Here is a 15,014-nt window from a genome sequence, read left to right as displayed (position 1 = left end):
CCGCGTTGCCTCCCCTGCACAGAAAGGTGCTGCGCATGATCCCCCCGCCCTCCCGGCGCGCGGTGCTGCGCGCGGGCGTCCTGGCCGCCGCGGCCGCGGCCCTGCCCACCTCCGCGTCGGCCGCACCCGTACCGGCCGCGGCCCGTCCCGACATCGGTGTCTCGGCCGAGCTGTTCCCGCTCGGCGCGGTGTCCCTGCTGCCCGGCCCGTTCCAGACCAACACGATCCGCACGCACGCCTACCTGAAGTTCCTCGACCCCGACCGGCTGCTGCACACCTTCCGGCTCAACGTCGGCCTGCCCAGCCCGGCCACCCCCTGCGGCGGCTGGGAGTCCCCGGCAACGGAACTGCGCGGCCACTCCACCGGCCACCTGCTCACCGCACTCGCCCAGGCCTACGCCAGCACCGGCGACACCGCGTTCAAGGCAAAAGGCGAGTACCTGGTGGCACAGCTGGCGATCTGCCAGGACCGGGCCAGGACCGCGGGCTTCAACACCGGTTACCTGGCCGCGTTCCCGGAGAGCTTCATCGACCGGGTCGAGGCCCGGCAACAGGTCTGGGCCCCCTACTACACCCTGCACAAGATCATGGCCGGTCTGCTGGACATGCACGTGCTGGCGGGCAACGCGCAGGCGCTCACCGTGCTCACCCGGATGGCGGCCTGGGTCGGCTGGCGCAACGGCAGACTCGGCTACGCGCAACGGCAGGCCATGCTGCGCACCGAGTTCGGCGGCATGAACGAGGTGCTGGCCAACCTCTACCAGCTCACCGGGACGCAGGCGCACCTGACCAGCGCCCAGTACTTCGACCACGCCGAGATCTTCGACCCGTTGGCGGCCAACCGCGACGCGCTCGACGGCTACCACGCCAACACCCAGATCCCCAAGGCGATCGGCGCGATCCGCGAGTACCACGCCACCGGCAGCACCCGGTACCGCGACATCGCGAGCAACTTCTTCGACATCGTGGTCGGCGCGCACAGCTACGCCATCGGCGGCAACTCCAACGGCGAGTACTTCAAGGCGCCCGGCCGGATCGCCGCCGAACTCTCCGACAGCACCTGCGAGTCCTGCAACTCCTACAACATGCTCAAACTCGCCACCCAGCTGTTCCGCACCAGGCCCGGCGAGGCGCGGTACTTCGACTTCTACGAGAAGACGCTGTACAACCACCTGCTGGGCGCACAGGACCCCGGCTCCAGCCACGGCCACCACAGCTACTTCACCCCGCTGCGGCCCGGCGGCATCCGCACCTACAGCAACGACTACCACAACTTCACCTGCTGCCACGGCACCGGGATGGAGACCAACAGCGGGCACTCCGGGCGGATCTACGCCCACGCCGGCACCACGTTGTGGGTCAACCTGTTCATCGCCGCCACCCTGCGCTGGCCGGGACGCGGCATCACGGTGCGGCAGGACACCTCCTTCCCGGAGACACCCGGCAGCAGGCTGACCATCACCGGCTCCGGGCCGATCGACCTGCGGGTGCGCGTGCCGGCCTGGGCGGCGGGCGCGCGGATCCTGGTCAACGGCGCACCGCACACCCCGGTCACCCCCGGCTCCTACGCGCGGATCAACCGCACCTGGGCCAGTGGCGACGTGGTGGACATCAGCCTGCCGATGGTGCTGCACCGCGAGTCCACAATGGACAACAGCGCGGTGCAGGCGGTCAAGCACGGCCCGATCGTGCTGGCCGGCGCCTACGGCAGCACGAACCTGACCTCGATGCCCGCGCTCCAGCCGGCCACGATCCGGCCCGCTGCCGGCCCGCTGCGGTACTCCGCGACGGCCAGCACCGGCCCGGTGACGCTGATGCCGTTCTACCAGCTGCACGGGCAGCGCTACACCGTCTACTGGCAGGTCACCGAAGGCACCACCGGTCGTTGAGGAGGACCCATGCGAGCCACCCGCCGAGGGCTGATCCTCGGCGCCGTGGTCACCGTCGCCGTCAGCACCGTGGCGACACCGGCCGCGCACGCCGCGAACCCGATCATCACCTCCGTCTACACCGCCGACCCCGCACCACTGGTCGTCGGCAACACCCTCTACATCTACGCCGGCCGGGACGAGGCCACGCCCGGCCAGACCAACTTCCAGATGCGGGAGTGGCGTGTGCTGTCCTCCACGGACGCGGCCACCTGGACCGACCGGGGCGCACGCGCCAACATCGGCACCTTCCGCTGGGCAGGCGCGGACGCCTGGGCCAGCGAGGTGGAGCCCCGCAACGGCAAGTACTACTGGTACACCTCGGTCAACGGCAACGGTCCCGGCTGGATGAACATCGGCGTCGCGGTCGCGGACAGCCCGCTGGGGCCGTTCACCGACGCCAAGGGCGGCCCGCTGGTCAGTGACAGCACCCCCAACTCCGCCAGCCTCAACATCGACCCCACCGTCTTCACCGACGACGACGGCCAGGCATACCTCTACTGGGGCAGCTACTGGGCGCCCAGGGCGGCCAAGCTCAAGCCGAACATGGTCGAGCTGGACGGCCCGGTGGTCACCCCGCAGGGGCTGACGAACTTCTGGGAAGCGCCGTTCCTGTTCAAGCGCAACGGTCTCTACCACATGGTCTACGCGGCCAACGACACCAACGGCTGCGTCAGCTCGACGAGCTACGCCTGCCAGCGCTACGCCACCGCCACCAGCCCGATGGGACCGTGGACCCACCGCGGGGTGGTGCTCGGCCAGGTCTCCTCGACCACCAACCACGCCGGCGTGGTGCAGTTCAAGGGCCAGTGGTACATGGTCTACCACAACGCCAACGCACCCGGTGGCGGCAACTTCCGGCGCTCGGTCGCGGTGGACCTGGTGCACTTCAACGCCGACGGCACCATGCGGCGGGTCCAGCAGACCACCACCGGCCCGCCGCCGAACCCGGCAGGCCCGCACCTCTCGCGGGAGGGATGATGCGCACCCACCGCGCACTCGCCGCCGTGCTGCTCGCCGCGACGCTGACCGCGCCCACCACCGCGCAGCCCGCGCACGCGGCGCAAACCATTGGCTACCCGACCTTTTCCGGACCCCCGATCCCCGCACCGCCGGTCGGGTACCACACCGGCAGCACCATGCGGGCGATCTACGACGCGGAGAGCTCCGGCACCGACTTCTGGCTGGACCGCCTGCTCGCCCGCCCCGGCAACGACCCGGCGGGCACGCTGCTGATGACCCGCGGCCGCGGGTTGTTCATGTACACCCACGACCCCGCGGTCATCGGCTTCGGCGGCAAGGCCGCCTACTGGGACGACCTCAGCGGCCAGCACGCCTACTCGATCGCGGTGTCCCCTGGCGCCTTCACCGAGCAGGTGGGCAGCAGGCTGCAGAAACCCAGTCACTACAAGGCCGTCTTCACCAGCGGCGCGATCCGGCTGGAGCTGACCAAGTTCATCACCCACAACAACGTGGCGGTGACCAACCTGGCCATCGTCAACACGAGCGGCGCGCCGGCAACCCTGCGGCTGAACGCCACCTCGCCGTACGCGACCACGGTCGCCGGGGACGAGCTGACCGGCAGCAGGGCGGTGAAGAACAACCTGACCACCATCCAGCCACGCCTCTCCGGCGACGGGTTCGCCGCCGGCACCGGCGGCCTCAGCAGGTCGATGACCGTCGGCGCGGGCCAGACGGTGACCACCAAGGTCGTCATGGGGTTCCCCACCACCGAGATCCCGGAGTCCCGCACCGAGTACCAGGCATACCGGGGACACTCGCCAGCGACGGCCTTCGCCACGCACGTGCGTGCGTACAACCGTTGGTGGGCCGACAACATCCCGTACATCGACGTGCCGGACGCGGCGATCAAGAAGAGCGTCTACTACCGCTGGTGGCTGATGCGGTTCAACCACCTCGACGTCGACATCCCCGGCCAGGACTACCAGTTCCCGGTCTCCATCGAGGGCGTCACGGGGTACAACAACGCGATCGCGCTGACCCAGCCGATGCACATCGACGACCTCAAGTACCTGCGCGACCCGGTCTACTCCTACGGTCCGTGGCTCTCGGCCGGGCAGACCTCGCGCGGCGGCCGGTTCATGGACAACCCCGGTGACCCGGAGAACTGGTCCAACTCCTACACCCAGTACATCTCCGAGGCGGCCTGGCGCAGCTACCAGCTGCACGGCGGGCAACCGGCGATCGCCGGGCTGCTGGCCCGCTACGCCGAGGGCGATGCCAAGGGTCAGCTGTCCTTCTACGACACCAACAACAACGGCGTGATCGAGTACGACTGGGGCGCGCTCACCGGCAACGACGCCGACGCGGTGTCCTTCGACTGGCGGCCGGGCCGCCTCGACCGCGCCGAGACCGCCTACGTGTGGAGCGGAGCCGTTGCCGCACAACGGGCCTACGCGCTCATCGGCAACACCGCCAAGGCCGCCGAGATGCAGGCCCTCGCCGACCGCATCCGCACCGGCGTGCTCAACACGCTGTGGAACCCCGACCGCCAGCTGCTCGAGCACAAGCACGTGCCCACCAACACCCACGTGCCGTGGAAGGAGATCAACAACTACTACCCGTTCTCGGTCGGCATGATGCCCGGCACCGAGCAGTACAAGCAGGCGCTGCGGCTGTTCGCCAGCCCGGCCGAGTACCCGGTGTTCCCGTTCTACACCGCCAACCAGAAGGACAAGGCCGAGGCCGCGGCCGCCGGGCACCCCGGCTCGAACAACTTCTCCACCATCAACTCCACCGTGCAGTTCCGGCTCTACGCCTCGGTGCTGCGCCACTACCCGAACCAGTGGATGACCGCCGAGGACTACAAGAAGCTGTTGCACTGGAACGCCTGGGCGCAGTACGTCGGTGGCAACACGCAGTGGCCGGACGCGAACGAGTTCTGGGCCAACTGGAACGCGGGCGCCCAGCGGATCGACTACCGCTCCTGGATCCACCACAACATCCTGGGCAGCAGCAACTGGACCGTGGTGGAGGAGGTGGCCGGCCTGCGCCCGCGCACCGACGCCAAGGTCGAGCTGTGGCCGATCGGCATCGGCTGGTCGCACTTCGCGGTGAACAACCTGCGGTACCGCAACATGGACCTGAGCATCGTCTGGGACGACCCGGCCGACGGCATCACCCGCTACCCCGGGGTGCCGCAGGGGTATTCGGTCTACCTCAACGGAACCCGCGCCTTCACCGTGGACCGGCTCACCCGCGCGGTCTACGACCCGGCGACCGGCGCGGTGACGCTCCCCGCGGGCGGAAACCTCACGCACAGCACGGCCATCACCGGTTTGCAGGCCGCACAGGAGGTGGTGCAGAACAGCGCGCGGATGGTCGACGTGTTCGCCAAGGCAGGCGTGGACCTGACCTCCGCGCGGCCCAACCTGGCCCAGGGCGCCACAGCCTCGGCCTCGCACACCGCCGCGGACACCTCGGTCGGCGGTGCGGTGGACGGGTTCCCGATCAACGCGCCGATCTGGGGCAGCTCCGGCTCACCCAACGGCACGGACTGGTACCAGCTCGACTTCGGCCGGTCCCAGACGGTCCAGGAGGCGCGCCTGTACTTCCGGGACGACCGGGCGGGCAACCGGTACCGGGCCCCCGCCGCCTACACCGTGCAGTACTGGACCGGCCAAGCCTGGGCCGATGTCTCCGGGCAGACGAGGACACCGGAGACGCCGAGGGCCAACTACAACCAGGTGCGGTTCACCCCGGTCAGCACCGACCGCCTGCGGGTGCGGCTGACCCACGCGGCCGGCTTCCACACCGGTTTAACCGAGCTCAAGGTGTACGGCCTGTCTACACTCCCGACCACCGGCCGCTGACTTGAGGCGAGGTTGACGTGCTGCTGCTGGACTACCGGCTCGACGAGTCCTACGAGTCGTACCAGCGGCACGTCAACCTCGCCACGGCGGATGAGTGGGTGCTCGGGTCGGACTGCTTCCTCGGCGAGGTCGACTTCGCCGTGGGCGGGCAGGACCTCCGGGTCGGACCGGCGCTCGTGCCGGTCCTCGCCGTGGCCAGGGGGCTCTACCTGGCGGTGGCACAGGGGCATTCCTACGCCGAGGCGTACGAGGTGGAACGGCTCGTCGAGTTCGTCTTCCGGCGCGACGACGTGGTGCTGCGTTCCTGGTTCACCGGCGGCAGCGCCGAAGTCGGCCGCACGGCGCTGCACGTGGCGCTGCGGGAGTTCTGCGCGCGGGTCGTTCGCGAGCTGGGGGAGCGGCATCCCGCGCTGCTCGGCAACAACATCGTCACCACCCTGCTGGACCGCATCCGGCGCGACGACACCGCCGCGCCGGAACTGGTGCGCGTGCTGCCCGGGGACCCGGACGGCATCGGTGACCGGGTGGCCGCGCTGCTCTGGTCGGGCGGTGGTCTGGTGGGCACGTCACTGACCCGGATCGACGTGGAGCTGATACCCGCTCCGGAGCCGGTGCTGGACGAGCGGCCCGACCTGTCGGACTTCAGCCGCCCGCTCTTCCTCGCCGGCGGGCCCGCGGCGGCGGTGCCCGGTCTGGTCCGCCGTGCCGTGCGCCTCGCGCTCACCCTGCACGGCCTGGACCGCCACCCGGCGGCGCGCCTGCTCGGCTGACCCCTTCCCGCTCGGCCCAGCGGTCAGCCCAGGCTTGGAAGGCGGGGAAGGCGAGGAGCAGTTCCGTTCCTTCCGTGGTGAGCCGGTAGCCGTTGTCGTCCTGCTCGACGATCCAGGCGGCGCGCAACTCGGCGAGGCGCTGGTTGAGGACGGAGGAGGACATCCCGTCGCAGCGCGCCTGGAGGTCGCGGAAGCTCAGCGGGTCCTCGCGCAGCTCCCAGATGACGCGCAGTGCCCAGCGGCGGCCGAGCAGGTCGAGCAGGGCCATGATCGGCTTGCCCGTGCCGGAGCCGCGGACCGGCCGTCCCGGGCGAGGGATGTCGGGCACCGGGTCCTCCTTGCGCTTCTGTTTCCGAAGCGATAGGTTGCGCTTCGTTTACCGAAGCAGGAGGGTAGCCCATGGCCACCACCGCTCCCCGTATCCCGCCCCTCGAACCTCCCTACGCGCCGCACATCAAGGCGATGCTCGACAAGTGGATGCCGCCGAACACGGCGCTTGAGCCGCTGGCGCTGTTCCGCACGTTCGGCGTGCATGACGAACTGTTCTCCCGAATGCTGCCGCTGGGCGCGGGCATCCTCGGCCACGGCCGGGTCGAGCCCCGGCTGCGTGAGGTGGTGATCCATCGGACCTGCGCGCTCTGCGGGGCCGAGTACGAATGGGGAGTCCACGCCGTCGTCTTCGGCAGACCCCTCGGCCTGACCGACGCGCAGCTCTTCTCGACCGTGCACGGCAACGCCGACGACCCGGTGTGGTCGCGGCCCGAGGCGCTGGTCTTCCGCCTGGCCGACGAAGTGCACGCCACCAGCGGGATGTCCGAGGAGCTGTTCACCGAGCTGGCCGCGCAATTCACGGCGGACCAGATCCTCGAGCTGGTGATCACCGCGGGCTGGTACCGCACCATCTCCAGCGTCATCAACGTCGCGGGCGTCGAGCTCGAGCAGTGGGCCGCGCGCTTTCCCCCGGCGGACCAGCGGCAGGACCTTGTTTAGCTGGGATGACGGGGGAGAACTCTGCGCGGTATGGCGCTCTCGCTGAAACGGTCCGTGACGACCCCGCTGCTGTTCCTGTTCATCCTGGGGGACATCCTCGGCGCCGGGGTCTACGTGCTGGTGGGCAAGGTGGCCGGGCAGTCCGGTGGTGCCGTGTGGGCGCCGCTGCTGCTCGCCTGGTGCCTGGCGATGCTGACGGCGGGGTCCTATGTGGAGCTGGCCACGAAGTACCCGCGTGCCGGTGGCGCGGCGCACTACGCGCAGCGCGCGTTCGGGCCGTTCGCCGCGTTCCTGGTCGGCTTCTGCATGCTCGCCGCCGGGGTGGTGTCGGTGGCGGCCCTCGCGCTCGGCTTCGCCGGGGAGTACCTGAGCCAGTTCGTCACGCTGCCCACCGTGCTGGTGGCGGGGGTCTTCCTGGCCGCGCTGGGCCTGCTCAACGCCCGTGGCATCAAGGACTCCCTGCGCGCCAACATGGCCGCCACCGTGGTGGAGGTCGGTGGGCTGCTGCTCGTCATCGTGCTCGGGATCGTGCTGATCGCCAGGGGAGAGGCGGACCCGGGGCGGCTGGTGCAGTTCGGCACGGCTGAGCACGGGCCGCTGTCGGCGGTGCTGGCCGGAGCCGTGCTCGCCTACTACTCCTTCGTCGGGTTCGAGACCTCGGTCAACGTCGCGGAGGAGACCAGGGACCCGCACCGGGCCTACCCGCGTGCCCTGTTCGGGGCGCTGGCCTTCGCCGGCGTGGTGTACGTGGCGGTCGGTTCGATCGCGGCCGCGGTGGTGCCGCCCGAGGTGCTGAGCGCCTCCAGCGGCCCGCTGCTGGAGGTGGTCCGGCTGGCCGGTGGCGTGCCGATGTGGCTGTTCGGGCTCATCGCCCTGGCGGCGGTGGCCAACGGGGCGCTGCTGACCGGGATCATGTCCTCGCGGCTGGCCTACGGCATGGCCAGGGACGGTCTGCTGCCCGCGGTGCTGGCCCGGGTGCTGCCGCGGCGGCGGACGCCGTGGGTGGCCATCGTGGCGACCACGGTGACGTCGCTGGGGCTCGCGCTCACCGGTGACGTGGCCTCGCTGGCCTCGACGCTGGTGCTGTTGCTGCTGGTGGTGTTCTTCGCGGTGAACATCGCCGTGCTGGTGCTCCGGCGCGACGAGGTCGAGCACGACCACTTCCGCATCGCCTCGGTGTTCCCGGTCCTGGGCGCGGTGTCCTGTGTACTGCTGGCCGCACAGGTCGAGGCCGGGGTGTGGCTGCGCGGCATGCTGGTACTGGCCGTCGGCCTGGTCCTCGCGGCCGGTGTGGCACTGCGGACGCGACGCCGGACCGGGTGACACCTCATCGGCCACCCGCCGTCACCCGGCAGGTGGCCGATGGGCCTGGGTTTCAGGAGCGGAAGAACGCCCGCAGATCGCCGGCCAGGACCTCGGGGCGCTCCATCGCCGCGAAGTGCCCGCCCTCGGGGAACTCCGACCAGTGCACGATGTTGGAGTTGTCCCGCTCGGCGAAGGTGCGGATCGTGGTGAAGTCGTCGGCGAAGACCGCGACCCCGGTGCGGGAGGGGTTGACCTCCGGCTCCCGCGCCGCTTTGGCCTCCTCGAAGTAGTAGCGGCTCGCGGTGGCCTGGGTGTTGGTGAACCAGTACAGCGACACCTGGGTCAGGATCTGCTCGGTGCTGACCAGGCTGGTGCCGTTGCCGAAGTTGTTGAACAGCTCGCTGTAGGCCAGCTGCCCGACCGGCGAGTCGGCGATGGCCGCGCCGATGGTCTGCGGGCGGGTGGCGTTCATCTGGTTGTAGCCGCCCACGGACTGGAACCACTGGAGGTGCTCCAGCGCGGCGTAGTCCTTCGGCTCCAGCTTCTCGAACTCCGCCGGATCGCCGGAGGGGAAGGAGAACAGCTGCTGCACGTGCAGGCCGAGGAAGCCTTCCGGCTGCAACAGGCCGAGCTCGCGGGAGATCATCGCGCCGCTGTCGCTGCCGTGCACGCCGTAGGAGTCGTAGCCCAGGCGGCGCATCAGCGCGTCGAAGGTCTCCGCGACCTTGCGCATGGTCCAGCCGCGGCCGGTCAGCGGCATGCTGAAACCGGTGCCGGGGATCGAGGGCACCACCACCGAGAAGGCGTCCGCGGCCTCGCCGCCGTGCGCGACCGGGTCGGTGAGCGGGCCGATCAGGTCGAGGAAGTCGGCGAAGGAGCCCGGGTAGGTGTGCAGCAGCAACAGCGGGGTCGCGTTCGCTTCCTTGGACGGCACGTGGATGAAGTGCACGGTCTGGCCGTCGATCTCGGTGAGGTGGTGCGGGAACTCGTTCATCCGGGCTTCCTGCGCGCGCCAGTCGAACTCGGTCCGCCAGTGCTCGACGGTCTCGCGCAGGTAGCTGTTCGGGGTGCCGTACTCCCAGTCGTCGGTGGGCGCGGGCTGCGGCAGCCGGGTGCGGGCCAGGCGCTCGTTGAGGTCGTCCAGCTCGGCCTGGGCGATGTCGATGCGGAAGGGGCGGATCTCGGTGGCGTTCGTGGAGTTCGTCATGACGCAGACTCTAGGTACCCATTAGGCACGTTCGGTTCCTATAATCTGAAGTTCATGTTGGACACCTCGTCGAGGCTGCTCGCCCTGCTCGCGCTGATGCAGTCCCGGCCGCAGTGGACCGGCGCCCAGCTGGCCGAACGGCTGGCAGTCAGCGGCCGCACCATCCGCAACGACATCGAGCGGCTGCGCACCCTGGGCTACCCGGTCGAGGCCGAGCGCGGGCCCGCCGGGTTCTACCGGCTGGGCGCCGGGGCCAAGCTGCCGCCGCTGCTGCTCGACGACGAGGAGGCGGTGGCCGTCGCGATCGGTCTGCGGGCCGGCCGAGGCGTCACCGGCATCGAGGAGAGCGCCGCCCGCGCGCTGGGCAAGCTCGAACAGGTGCTGCCGCACCGGTTGCGGCGTCAGGTGAGCGCGCTGCACCAGGCGGTCTCCGAAGGCCCGGACAACACCGGCACCAACGTGGTCGCCCCGGTGGTGGACGCCGCGGTGCTCTCCACCATCGCCGCGGCGGTCCGGGACGCCGAACTGCTCCGCTTCGACTACACCGCCCCGGCCCGCGAGGACGACACCCCGCGCCGCAACGACGCCTCCGCGCCCTTCGGCGACTGGCCGGTGCTGGTCGAGCCCTACCGCCTGGTGAGCTGGGAACGGCACTGGTACCTGGTCGCGCGCGGCCCCGAGACCGGCGCCTGGCACACCTACCGGGCGGACTGGATCACCCTGCGGATGGCCACCGGCCGCCGCTTCACCCCGGTGGAGTTCCCCGGCGGCGACTACGCGAGCTTCGTGCTGCGCGATGTGGCCACCGCCGGGTGGCAGGTGCACGCCCGGATCACCGTGCGCGCCCCCGCCGAGGACGTGCTGGCCCGGATCAACCCGGCCGTCGGCGTGGTCGAGGCGGTGGACGAGACCACCTCGGTGCTGGTCACCGGCGCGGACAGCCTGGAGATGATCGCGGTCTACACCGGCATGCTGGGCCTGGACTTCCACGTCACCGAGCCACCCGAGCTGGTCGAGCACCTCCGCACCCTGGGCCGCCGCTACGCCCGCGCCGTGGAGTAGGCCCGCGGACGTACCCTGTGGTCATGTCGGCAAGGTCGCGCCGGGCGCGGGTGCGGGACGTGCACGAGCTGGCGCTGGGGATGCCCCACGTCACGGTGGTGATGGGCACCGCGGACAACCCGGTCTACCAGGTCGGCCGGAAGTCGTTCGTGTTCTTCCGCAACCCCCGTCCCGATGCCGTCGATCCGGAAACCGGTGAACGCTACCCGGACGTGATCGTGTTCTGGGTGCCCTCCGAACACGACAAGCAGGCCCTGGTCCAAGACCAAGGGTCACCGTTCTTCACCACGCCGCACTTCAACGGTCACCCGTCGGTGTTGTTGCGGGCCAGCCGGATCGGCGAGCTCACCCTGCGGGAGCTGACCGAGGTCGTGCAGGACGCCTGGCTGTCCCGCGCCTCGCCGACCAGGGCCGCCGCCTGGCTCCGCGGCCGCGCGGCACAGTGACCAGCCGAGCCCGCGCGAACTACCGCTCCGCGCTGGGCCGCACGTGCGCGCGCACCCCCTGCGGGTCGAACAGCACCAGCAGCTCCACCGCCTCCCCGTCGGCGCTGCCCAGCCAGTGCGGCACGGAGGTGTCGAACTCGGCGGCCTGACCGGGCGGCAGCACCAGGTCGCGGTCGCCGACCAGCAGGCGGAGCTGGCCGTTGAGCACGTACAGCCACTCGAAGCCGGGATGGGTCTGCGGGGTCGGTTCGACCGGTTCCCGCCGGGCCGGGATGAGCATCTTGAACGACTGCACCCCGCCCGGCCGCCGGGACAGCGGCACGAAGGTCAGGCCGAACCGGTGGATCGGCTTGAGGTGGATGCGGGGGTCGCCGGTGCGCGGTGCGCCGACCAGGTCGTCCAGCGGCACGTCGTAGGTGCGCGCCAGCGGCAGCAGCAGTTCCAGCGTCGCCTTGCGCTGTCCACTTTCCAGCCTGGACAGGGTGCTCTCCGAGATGCCGGTGGTCACCGCCAGGTCGGCCAGGGTGATGCCGCGGGCGTTGCGCAGCGCCCGCAGTCGCGGTCCGACCGCCTCAAGCACCTCGTCCATGTCGTCCACGGGAACAGGTTGCCAGAACGGCAAGATTCCGTGCCAGTCGAACCAGGGCCTGTTGAGACTTGGCCGCATGAACACCACTGATCCGGTCGCCTTCTGGAACGACCTCTACGCCGCCCGTCCGACGGCCGCCGATCCGCGGCCGAACAGCACGCTCGTCGACCTGACCTCGGACCTGCCGCCCGGTGCCGCGCTGGACCTGGGCTGCGGCAGCGGCGGCGACTCGCTGTGGCTGGCCCGCCGGGGCTGGCAGGTCACCGCGGTCGACATCTCGGCTGTGGCGACCCAGCGGCTCGCCGACCGCGCCCAGTCCCTCGGCCTCGGCGAGCGGCTCACCGCCCAGAGCCACGACCTGCGCGAATCCTTCCCGAGTGGCCGGTTCGACCTGATCTCCGCGCACTACCTGCACACCCCGTTCGACCTGGACCGGGCGAGCGTGCTGCGCACCGCCGCGCACGCGCTGCACCCTGGCGGGCGGCTACTCGTCGTGGACCACGGCTCCACCGCGCCGTGGTCCTGGGACCAGGACCCGGACGCGCATTTCCCCTCGCCACCGGAGGTCGCGGCCGAGCTCGACCTCGATCCGGCGGAGTGGGCGGTGGCGCGGGCCGAGTCGCCGCGCCGGATCGCCACCGGGCCGGGCGGGCGCACCGCCGAGGTCACCGACCACGTGCTGCTGCTCCGGCGGGCCGGATGACCCGCCGCCGCGATCAGCCACCGCCGCGCACCGGCGGCAGCGAAGCCGAGACCCTGCGCGGGTTCCTGGACTACCTCCGCGACTCGATCGCGGCGAAGGTGCACGGCGCGCCCGAGCCGCAGGTGCGGACCGCCGGGGTGCCCTCGGGCACCAACCTGCTCGGCCTGCTCAACCACCTCACCCAGGTCGAGCGGGCCACCTTCCTCGGCGCGAAGGTCGCCGACTGGCAGGCCACCTTCCACGCCGCGCCGGAGGACAGCGTCGCCGAGGTGCTCGCCCGCTACCGGGAGACCGTCGAGCGCGCGAACGAGGTGCTCGACCGCTGCGCCGACCTCGGCGCACCCGTTCCCGGCGGCCGCGCCAGCGCTCGCTGGGCGCTGACCCACCTGATCGAGGAGACCGGCCGCCACGCTGGCCACGCCGACATCCTGCGCGAGCTCATCGACGGCGCCACCGGGCGCTGACCACCGTCTACATAGGACAGATAACATGATCTCCACATCAAGGTTCGCCCGCGCGGCAACGGCTTTTGCGCTGACCCTCCTGCTCACCGGCGCGGCCTGTGCCGCACCCGCCGCCCCCGAGGTGCCCGCGCACGCCGCGGCCACCCAGGGCGATCCCAAGTTCACCGGCGCCTTCCGGCACGAGTTCACCGAGGTCGACGGGGTCCGCATGCACTACGTGACCGGCGGCCGCGGCACACCGGTGGTGCTGCTGCACGGCTGGCCGCAGACCTGGTTCGGCTGGTGGCCGATCATGCCCGCGCTGGCCGAGCACCACACCGTCTACGCCGTCGACCTGCCGGGGCTCGGCGACAGCACCGGCAAGCCGACCGGCTACGACAAGGCCACCCTGGCCCGCTACGTGCACACCCTGATCGCCGACCGGCTCGGCCTGCGGGACGCCCGCGTGGTCGGGCACGACCTCGGCGCCGCGGTGGCCTTCCAGTACGCCGCCCAGTTCCCGGCCGACACCGCGCGGCTGGGCTACCTCGACCTGCCGCTGCCCGGCCCCGGCATCGACGGGGCCACCTACCGCTCGCTGAGCTGGCACATCGCCTTCCACTCCCAGCGGCGGGTGCCCGAGGCGGTGGTGGGCAACGACGTCCGCGAGTACCTGAAGCTGTTCTACCCCCAGGTTTCCTTTGGTGGCACGGCTTTCGGCGGCACCTCGGACCGGTCCCCGTTCAGCGAGGAGGAGATCAGCGAGTACGCGCGGACCTACTCCCGGCCCGATGCCCTCTCCGGTGGCTTCGAGCTCTACCGCGCCCTGGACAAGGATGTCCGGGACACCGTGGCGACCGCGCCGGTGCGGGTCCCGGCCCTGGTCATGGCCGCGCAGGGACAGGCGGAGGCGATCAAGGCGACGGTGGCCCCCCGGCTGACCGACATCGTGCGCGCGGTCGACGTGCCCAAGGCCGGACACTGGCTTGTCGAGGAAAACCCAGGGTTCGTCACCGAGGAGCTGCTGCGCTTCCTCAAGGGGTGATCAGTCCTCGGCCAGTCCGGCCGCGGTCAGGGTGAGGTGCTGGGCCAGGGCCTCGGCCGCGGCGTCGGCATCGCGGGCCAGCGCGGCCTCCTCCAGGCGGCGGTGCTCGCCGAGGTGGTCCCGGTCGGGGGTGCGCAGCGCCGACCAGCGGCGGGCCAGCTCGCTCGCGGTCCACATCCGGTCGAAGGTCTCCAGCAGCACGGGGTTGCCGCAGCCCTCCAGCAGCGCGCGGTGGAAGTCCCGGTGCGCCTGCGCCCAGGCGCGGGTGTAGTGCTCGCCCTCGGCGGGCTCGAACGGCGGGGTGCGGGCCAGGCGGTGGTGGGCGGCGCGCACCCGGGCCTCCCAATCGAGGTCGCCGCGCTCGATGGACAGGCGCAGCACCACCGGTTCCACGGTCCGGCGGGCCTCGGCGATCTCCTGCCAGCGGCGGTCGGAGAAGGCGGGCACGGCGAAGCCGCGGTTGGGCAGCCGGTCGGCAAGGCCCTCGCCGACCACCCGCACCAGCGCCTCACGCACCACGGCCAGGCTCACCCCGTGCTCCTTGGCCAGCTCGTGCGGTTTGAGCGCGGTGCCGGGGGCGTGGTCCCCGCGCATGATCGCTTCCCGCAGGTGCGCGTAGACCTGCTCGGAGAGCATCAGCGTCATGCGGCCACCATAGACGATCCAGCAAATCATCGATTATTTCTGCTATCG

At 71.0% G+C, this 15,014-nt stretch carries 15 protein-coding genes; 11 read left to right on the top strand and 4 right to left on the bottom strand.

Annotated elements, in window-relative coordinates:
- The first annotated feature begins 35 nt into the window (after positions 1–35).
- The 4 genes from N8J89_RS24490 to N8J89_RS24475 are packed head-to-tail and all read left to right on the top strand — an operon-like array spanning position 36 to position 6,531.
- Positions 36–1,889 carry a glycoside hydrolase family 127 protein gene (locus tag N8J89_RS24490; RefSeq protein ID WP_283659345.1) on the top strand — a complete coding sequence of 618 codons (1,854 nt, stop codon included), beginning with the start codon at positions 36–38 and terminating at the stop codon, positions 1,887–1,889.
- 9 nt (positions 1,890–1,898) lie between these two features.
- A complete protein-coding gene (locus N8J89_RS24485; protein WP_283659344.1) occupies positions 1,899–2,909 on the top strand; it encodes a glycoside hydrolase family 43 protein in 1,011 nt (336 codons plus the stop codon).
- A complete protein-coding gene (locus N8J89_RS24480) occupies positions 2,909–5,761 on the top strand; it encodes a discoidin domain-containing protein (RefSeq protein WP_283659343.1) in 2,853 nt (950 codons plus the stop codon). Before N8J89_RS24485 ends, N8J89_RS24480 begins: the two co-directional genes overlap by 1 nt.
- Before the next feature lie 17 nt (positions 5,762–5,778).
- Positions 5,779–6,531 carry a hypothetical protein gene (locus tag N8J89_RS24475; RefSeq protein WP_283659342.1) on the top strand — a complete coding sequence of 251 codons (753 nt, stop codon included), beginning with the start codon at positions 5,779–5,781 and terminating at the stop codon, positions 6,529–6,531.
- On the opposite strand, the gene N8J89_RS24470 is transcribed toward N8J89_RS24475, so the two are convergent.
- The gene (locus N8J89_RS24470) at positions 6,482–6,859 is read right to left on the bottom strand and encodes a winged helix-turn-helix transcriptional regulator (protein ID WP_283659341.1); all 378 of its coding nucleotides are present in this window, start codon (positions 6,857–6,859) and stop codon (positions 6,482–6,484) included. The genes N8J89_RS24475 and N8J89_RS24470 overlap by 50 nt on opposite strands.
- A gap of 71 nt (positions 6,860–6,930) precedes the next feature.
- Here N8J89_RS24470 and N8J89_RS24465 point away from each other — a divergent pair, with 71 nt between their 5' ends.
- Together N8J89_RS24465 and N8J89_RS24460 are read left to right on the top strand one after the other, a co-directional pair.
- Positions 6,931–7,521: a carboxymuconolactone decarboxylase family protein gene (locus N8J89_RS24465; protein WP_283659340.1), complete on the top strand. Its 591-nt coding sequence runs from the start codon at positions 6,931–6,933 to the stop codon at positions 7,519–7,521.
- Positions 7,522–7,575: 54 nt separating this feature from the next.
- A complete protein-coding gene (locus N8J89_RS24460) occupies positions 7,576–8,844 on the top strand; it encodes an APC family permease (protein WP_283659339.1) in 1,269 nt (422 codons plus the stop codon).
- A gap of 52 nt (positions 8,845–8,896) precedes the next feature.
- On the opposite strand, the gene N8J89_RS24455 is transcribed toward N8J89_RS24460, so the two are convergent.
- Complete coding sequence (locus N8J89_RS24455; RefSeq protein ID WP_283659338.1) at positions 8,897–10,033, bottom strand: epoxide hydrolase family protein; 1,137 nt, start codon at positions 10,031–10,033, stop codon at positions 8,897–8,899.
- A gap of 54 nt (positions 10,034–10,087) precedes the next feature.
- Between N8J89_RS24455 and N8J89_RS24450 the strand changes: the two genes are divergently transcribed.
- Together N8J89_RS24450 and N8J89_RS24445 are read left to right on the top strand one after the other, a co-directional pair.
- Positions 10,088–11,095 carry a helix-turn-helix transcriptional regulator gene (locus tag N8J89_RS24450; protein WP_283659337.1) on the top strand — a complete coding sequence of 336 codons (1,008 nt, stop codon included), beginning with the start codon at positions 10,088–10,090 and terminating at the stop codon, positions 11,093–11,095.
- A 23-nt stretch (positions 11,096–11,118) separates the two neighbouring features.
- The gene (locus tag N8J89_RS24445; RefSeq protein WP_283659336.1) at positions 11,119–11,541 is read left to right on the top strand and encodes an MmcQ/YjbR family DNA-binding protein; all 423 of its coding nucleotides are present in this window, start codon (positions 11,119–11,121) and stop codon (positions 11,539–11,541) included.
- A 19-nt stretch (positions 11,542–11,560) separates the two neighbouring features.
- Here N8J89_RS24445 and N8J89_RS24440 read toward each other — a convergent pair whose 3' ends face one another.
- Entirely contained in the window at positions 11,561–12,130 is a 570-nt protein-coding gene (locus N8J89_RS24440; protein ID WP_502868326.1) for a helix-turn-helix domain-containing protein, read from the bottom strand.
- A gap of 76 nt (positions 12,131–12,206) precedes the next feature.
- Between N8J89_RS24440 and N8J89_RS24435 the strand changes: the two genes are divergently transcribed.
- Genes N8J89_RS24435 through N8J89_RS24425 form a run of 3 tightly spaced genes read left to right on the top strand, consistent with a single transcriptional unit; the run spans position 12,207 to position 14,321 of the window.
- Complete coding sequence (locus N8J89_RS24435; RefSeq protein ID WP_283659334.1) at positions 12,207–12,833, top strand: SAM-dependent methyltransferase; 627 nt, start codon at positions 12,207–12,209, stop codon at positions 12,831–12,833.
- Positions 12,830–13,297, top strand: a complete 468-nt coding sequence (locus tag N8J89_RS24430) for a DinB family protein (RefSeq protein WP_283659333.1) — start codon at positions 12,830–12,832, stop codon at positions 13,295–13,297. Before N8J89_RS24435 ends, N8J89_RS24430 begins: the two co-directional genes overlap by 4 nt.
- Before the next feature lie 25 nt (positions 13,298–13,322).
- Positions 13,323–14,321, top strand: coding sequence for an alpha/beta fold hydrolase (locus tag N8J89_RS24425; RefSeq protein WP_283659332.1), 999 nt, complete (start codon positions 13,323–13,325; stop codon positions 14,319–14,321).
- Here the strand turns inward: N8J89_RS24425 and N8J89_RS24420 are convergent, their stop codons facing one another.
- Positions 14,322–14,957, bottom strand: coding sequence for a GntR family transcriptional regulator (locus tag N8J89_RS24420; protein WP_283666238.1), 636 nt, complete (start codon positions 14,955–14,957; stop codon positions 14,322–14,324).
- Positions 14,958–15,014: the final 57 nt, after the last annotated feature.

It is taken from the genome of Crossiella sp. CA-258035 (genome assembly GCF_030064675.1).
Lineage (GTDB): Bacteria > Actinomycetota > Actinomycetes > Mycobacteriales > Pseudonocardiaceae > Crossiella.
Note: the sequence above shows the minus strand (reverse complement) of the source record. Positions and strands in the feature narration are given on the sequence as shown.

What these genes read in the sequence shown, in the direction of transcription:
- N8J89_RS24490 (WP_283659345.1), top strand. Translation starts at nt 36, where the DNA reads ATGATCCCCCCGCCCTCCCGGCGCGCGGTGCTGCGCGCGGGCGTCCTG.
- N8J89_RS24485 (WP_283659344.1), top strand. Translation starts at nt 1,899, where the DNA reads ATGCGAGCCACCCGCCGAGGGCTGATCCTCGGCGCCGTGGTCACCGTC.
- N8J89_RS24480 (WP_283659343.1), top strand. Translation starts at nt 2,909, where the DNA reads ATGCGCACCCACCGCGCACTCGCCGCCGTGCTGCTCGCCGCGACGCTG.
- N8J89_RS24465 (WP_283659340.1), top strand. Translation starts at nt 6,931, where the DNA reads ATGGCCACCACCGCTCCCCGTATCCCGCCCCTCGAACCTCCCTACGCG.
- N8J89_RS24455 (WP_283659338.1), bottom strand. Translation starts at nt 10,033, where the DNA reads ATGACGAACTCCACGAACGCCACCGAGATCCGCCCCTTCCGCATCGAC.
- N8J89_RS24450 (WP_283659337.1), top strand. Translation starts at nt 10,088, where the DNA reads ATGTTGGACACCTCGTCGAGGCTGCTCGCCCTGCTCGCGCTGATGCAG.
- N8J89_RS24445 (WP_283659336.1), top strand. Translation starts at nt 11,119, where the DNA reads ATGTCGGCAAGGTCGCGCCGGGCGCGGGTGCGGGACGTGCACGAGCTG.
- N8J89_RS24440 (WP_502868326.1), bottom strand. Translation starts at nt 12,130, where the DNA reads ATGGACGAGGTGCTTGAGGCGGTCGGACCGCGACTGCGGGCGCTGCGC.
- N8J89_RS24435 (WP_283659334.1), top strand. Translation starts at nt 12,207, where the DNA reads ATGAACACCACTGATCCGGTCGCCTTCTGGAACGACCTCTACGCCGCC.
- N8J89_RS24430 (WP_283659333.1), top strand. Translation starts at nt 12,830, where the DNA reads ATGACCCGCCGCCGCGATCAGCCACCGCCGCGCACCGGCGGCAGCGAA.
- N8J89_RS24425 (WP_283659332.1), top strand. Translation starts at nt 13,323, where the DNA reads ATGATCTCCACATCAAGGTTCGCCCGCGCGGCAACGGCTTTTGCGCTG.
- N8J89_RS24420 (WP_283666238.1), bottom strand. Translation starts at nt 14,957, where the DNA reads ATGCTCTCCGAGCAGGTCTACGCGCACCTGCGGGAAGCGATCATGCGC.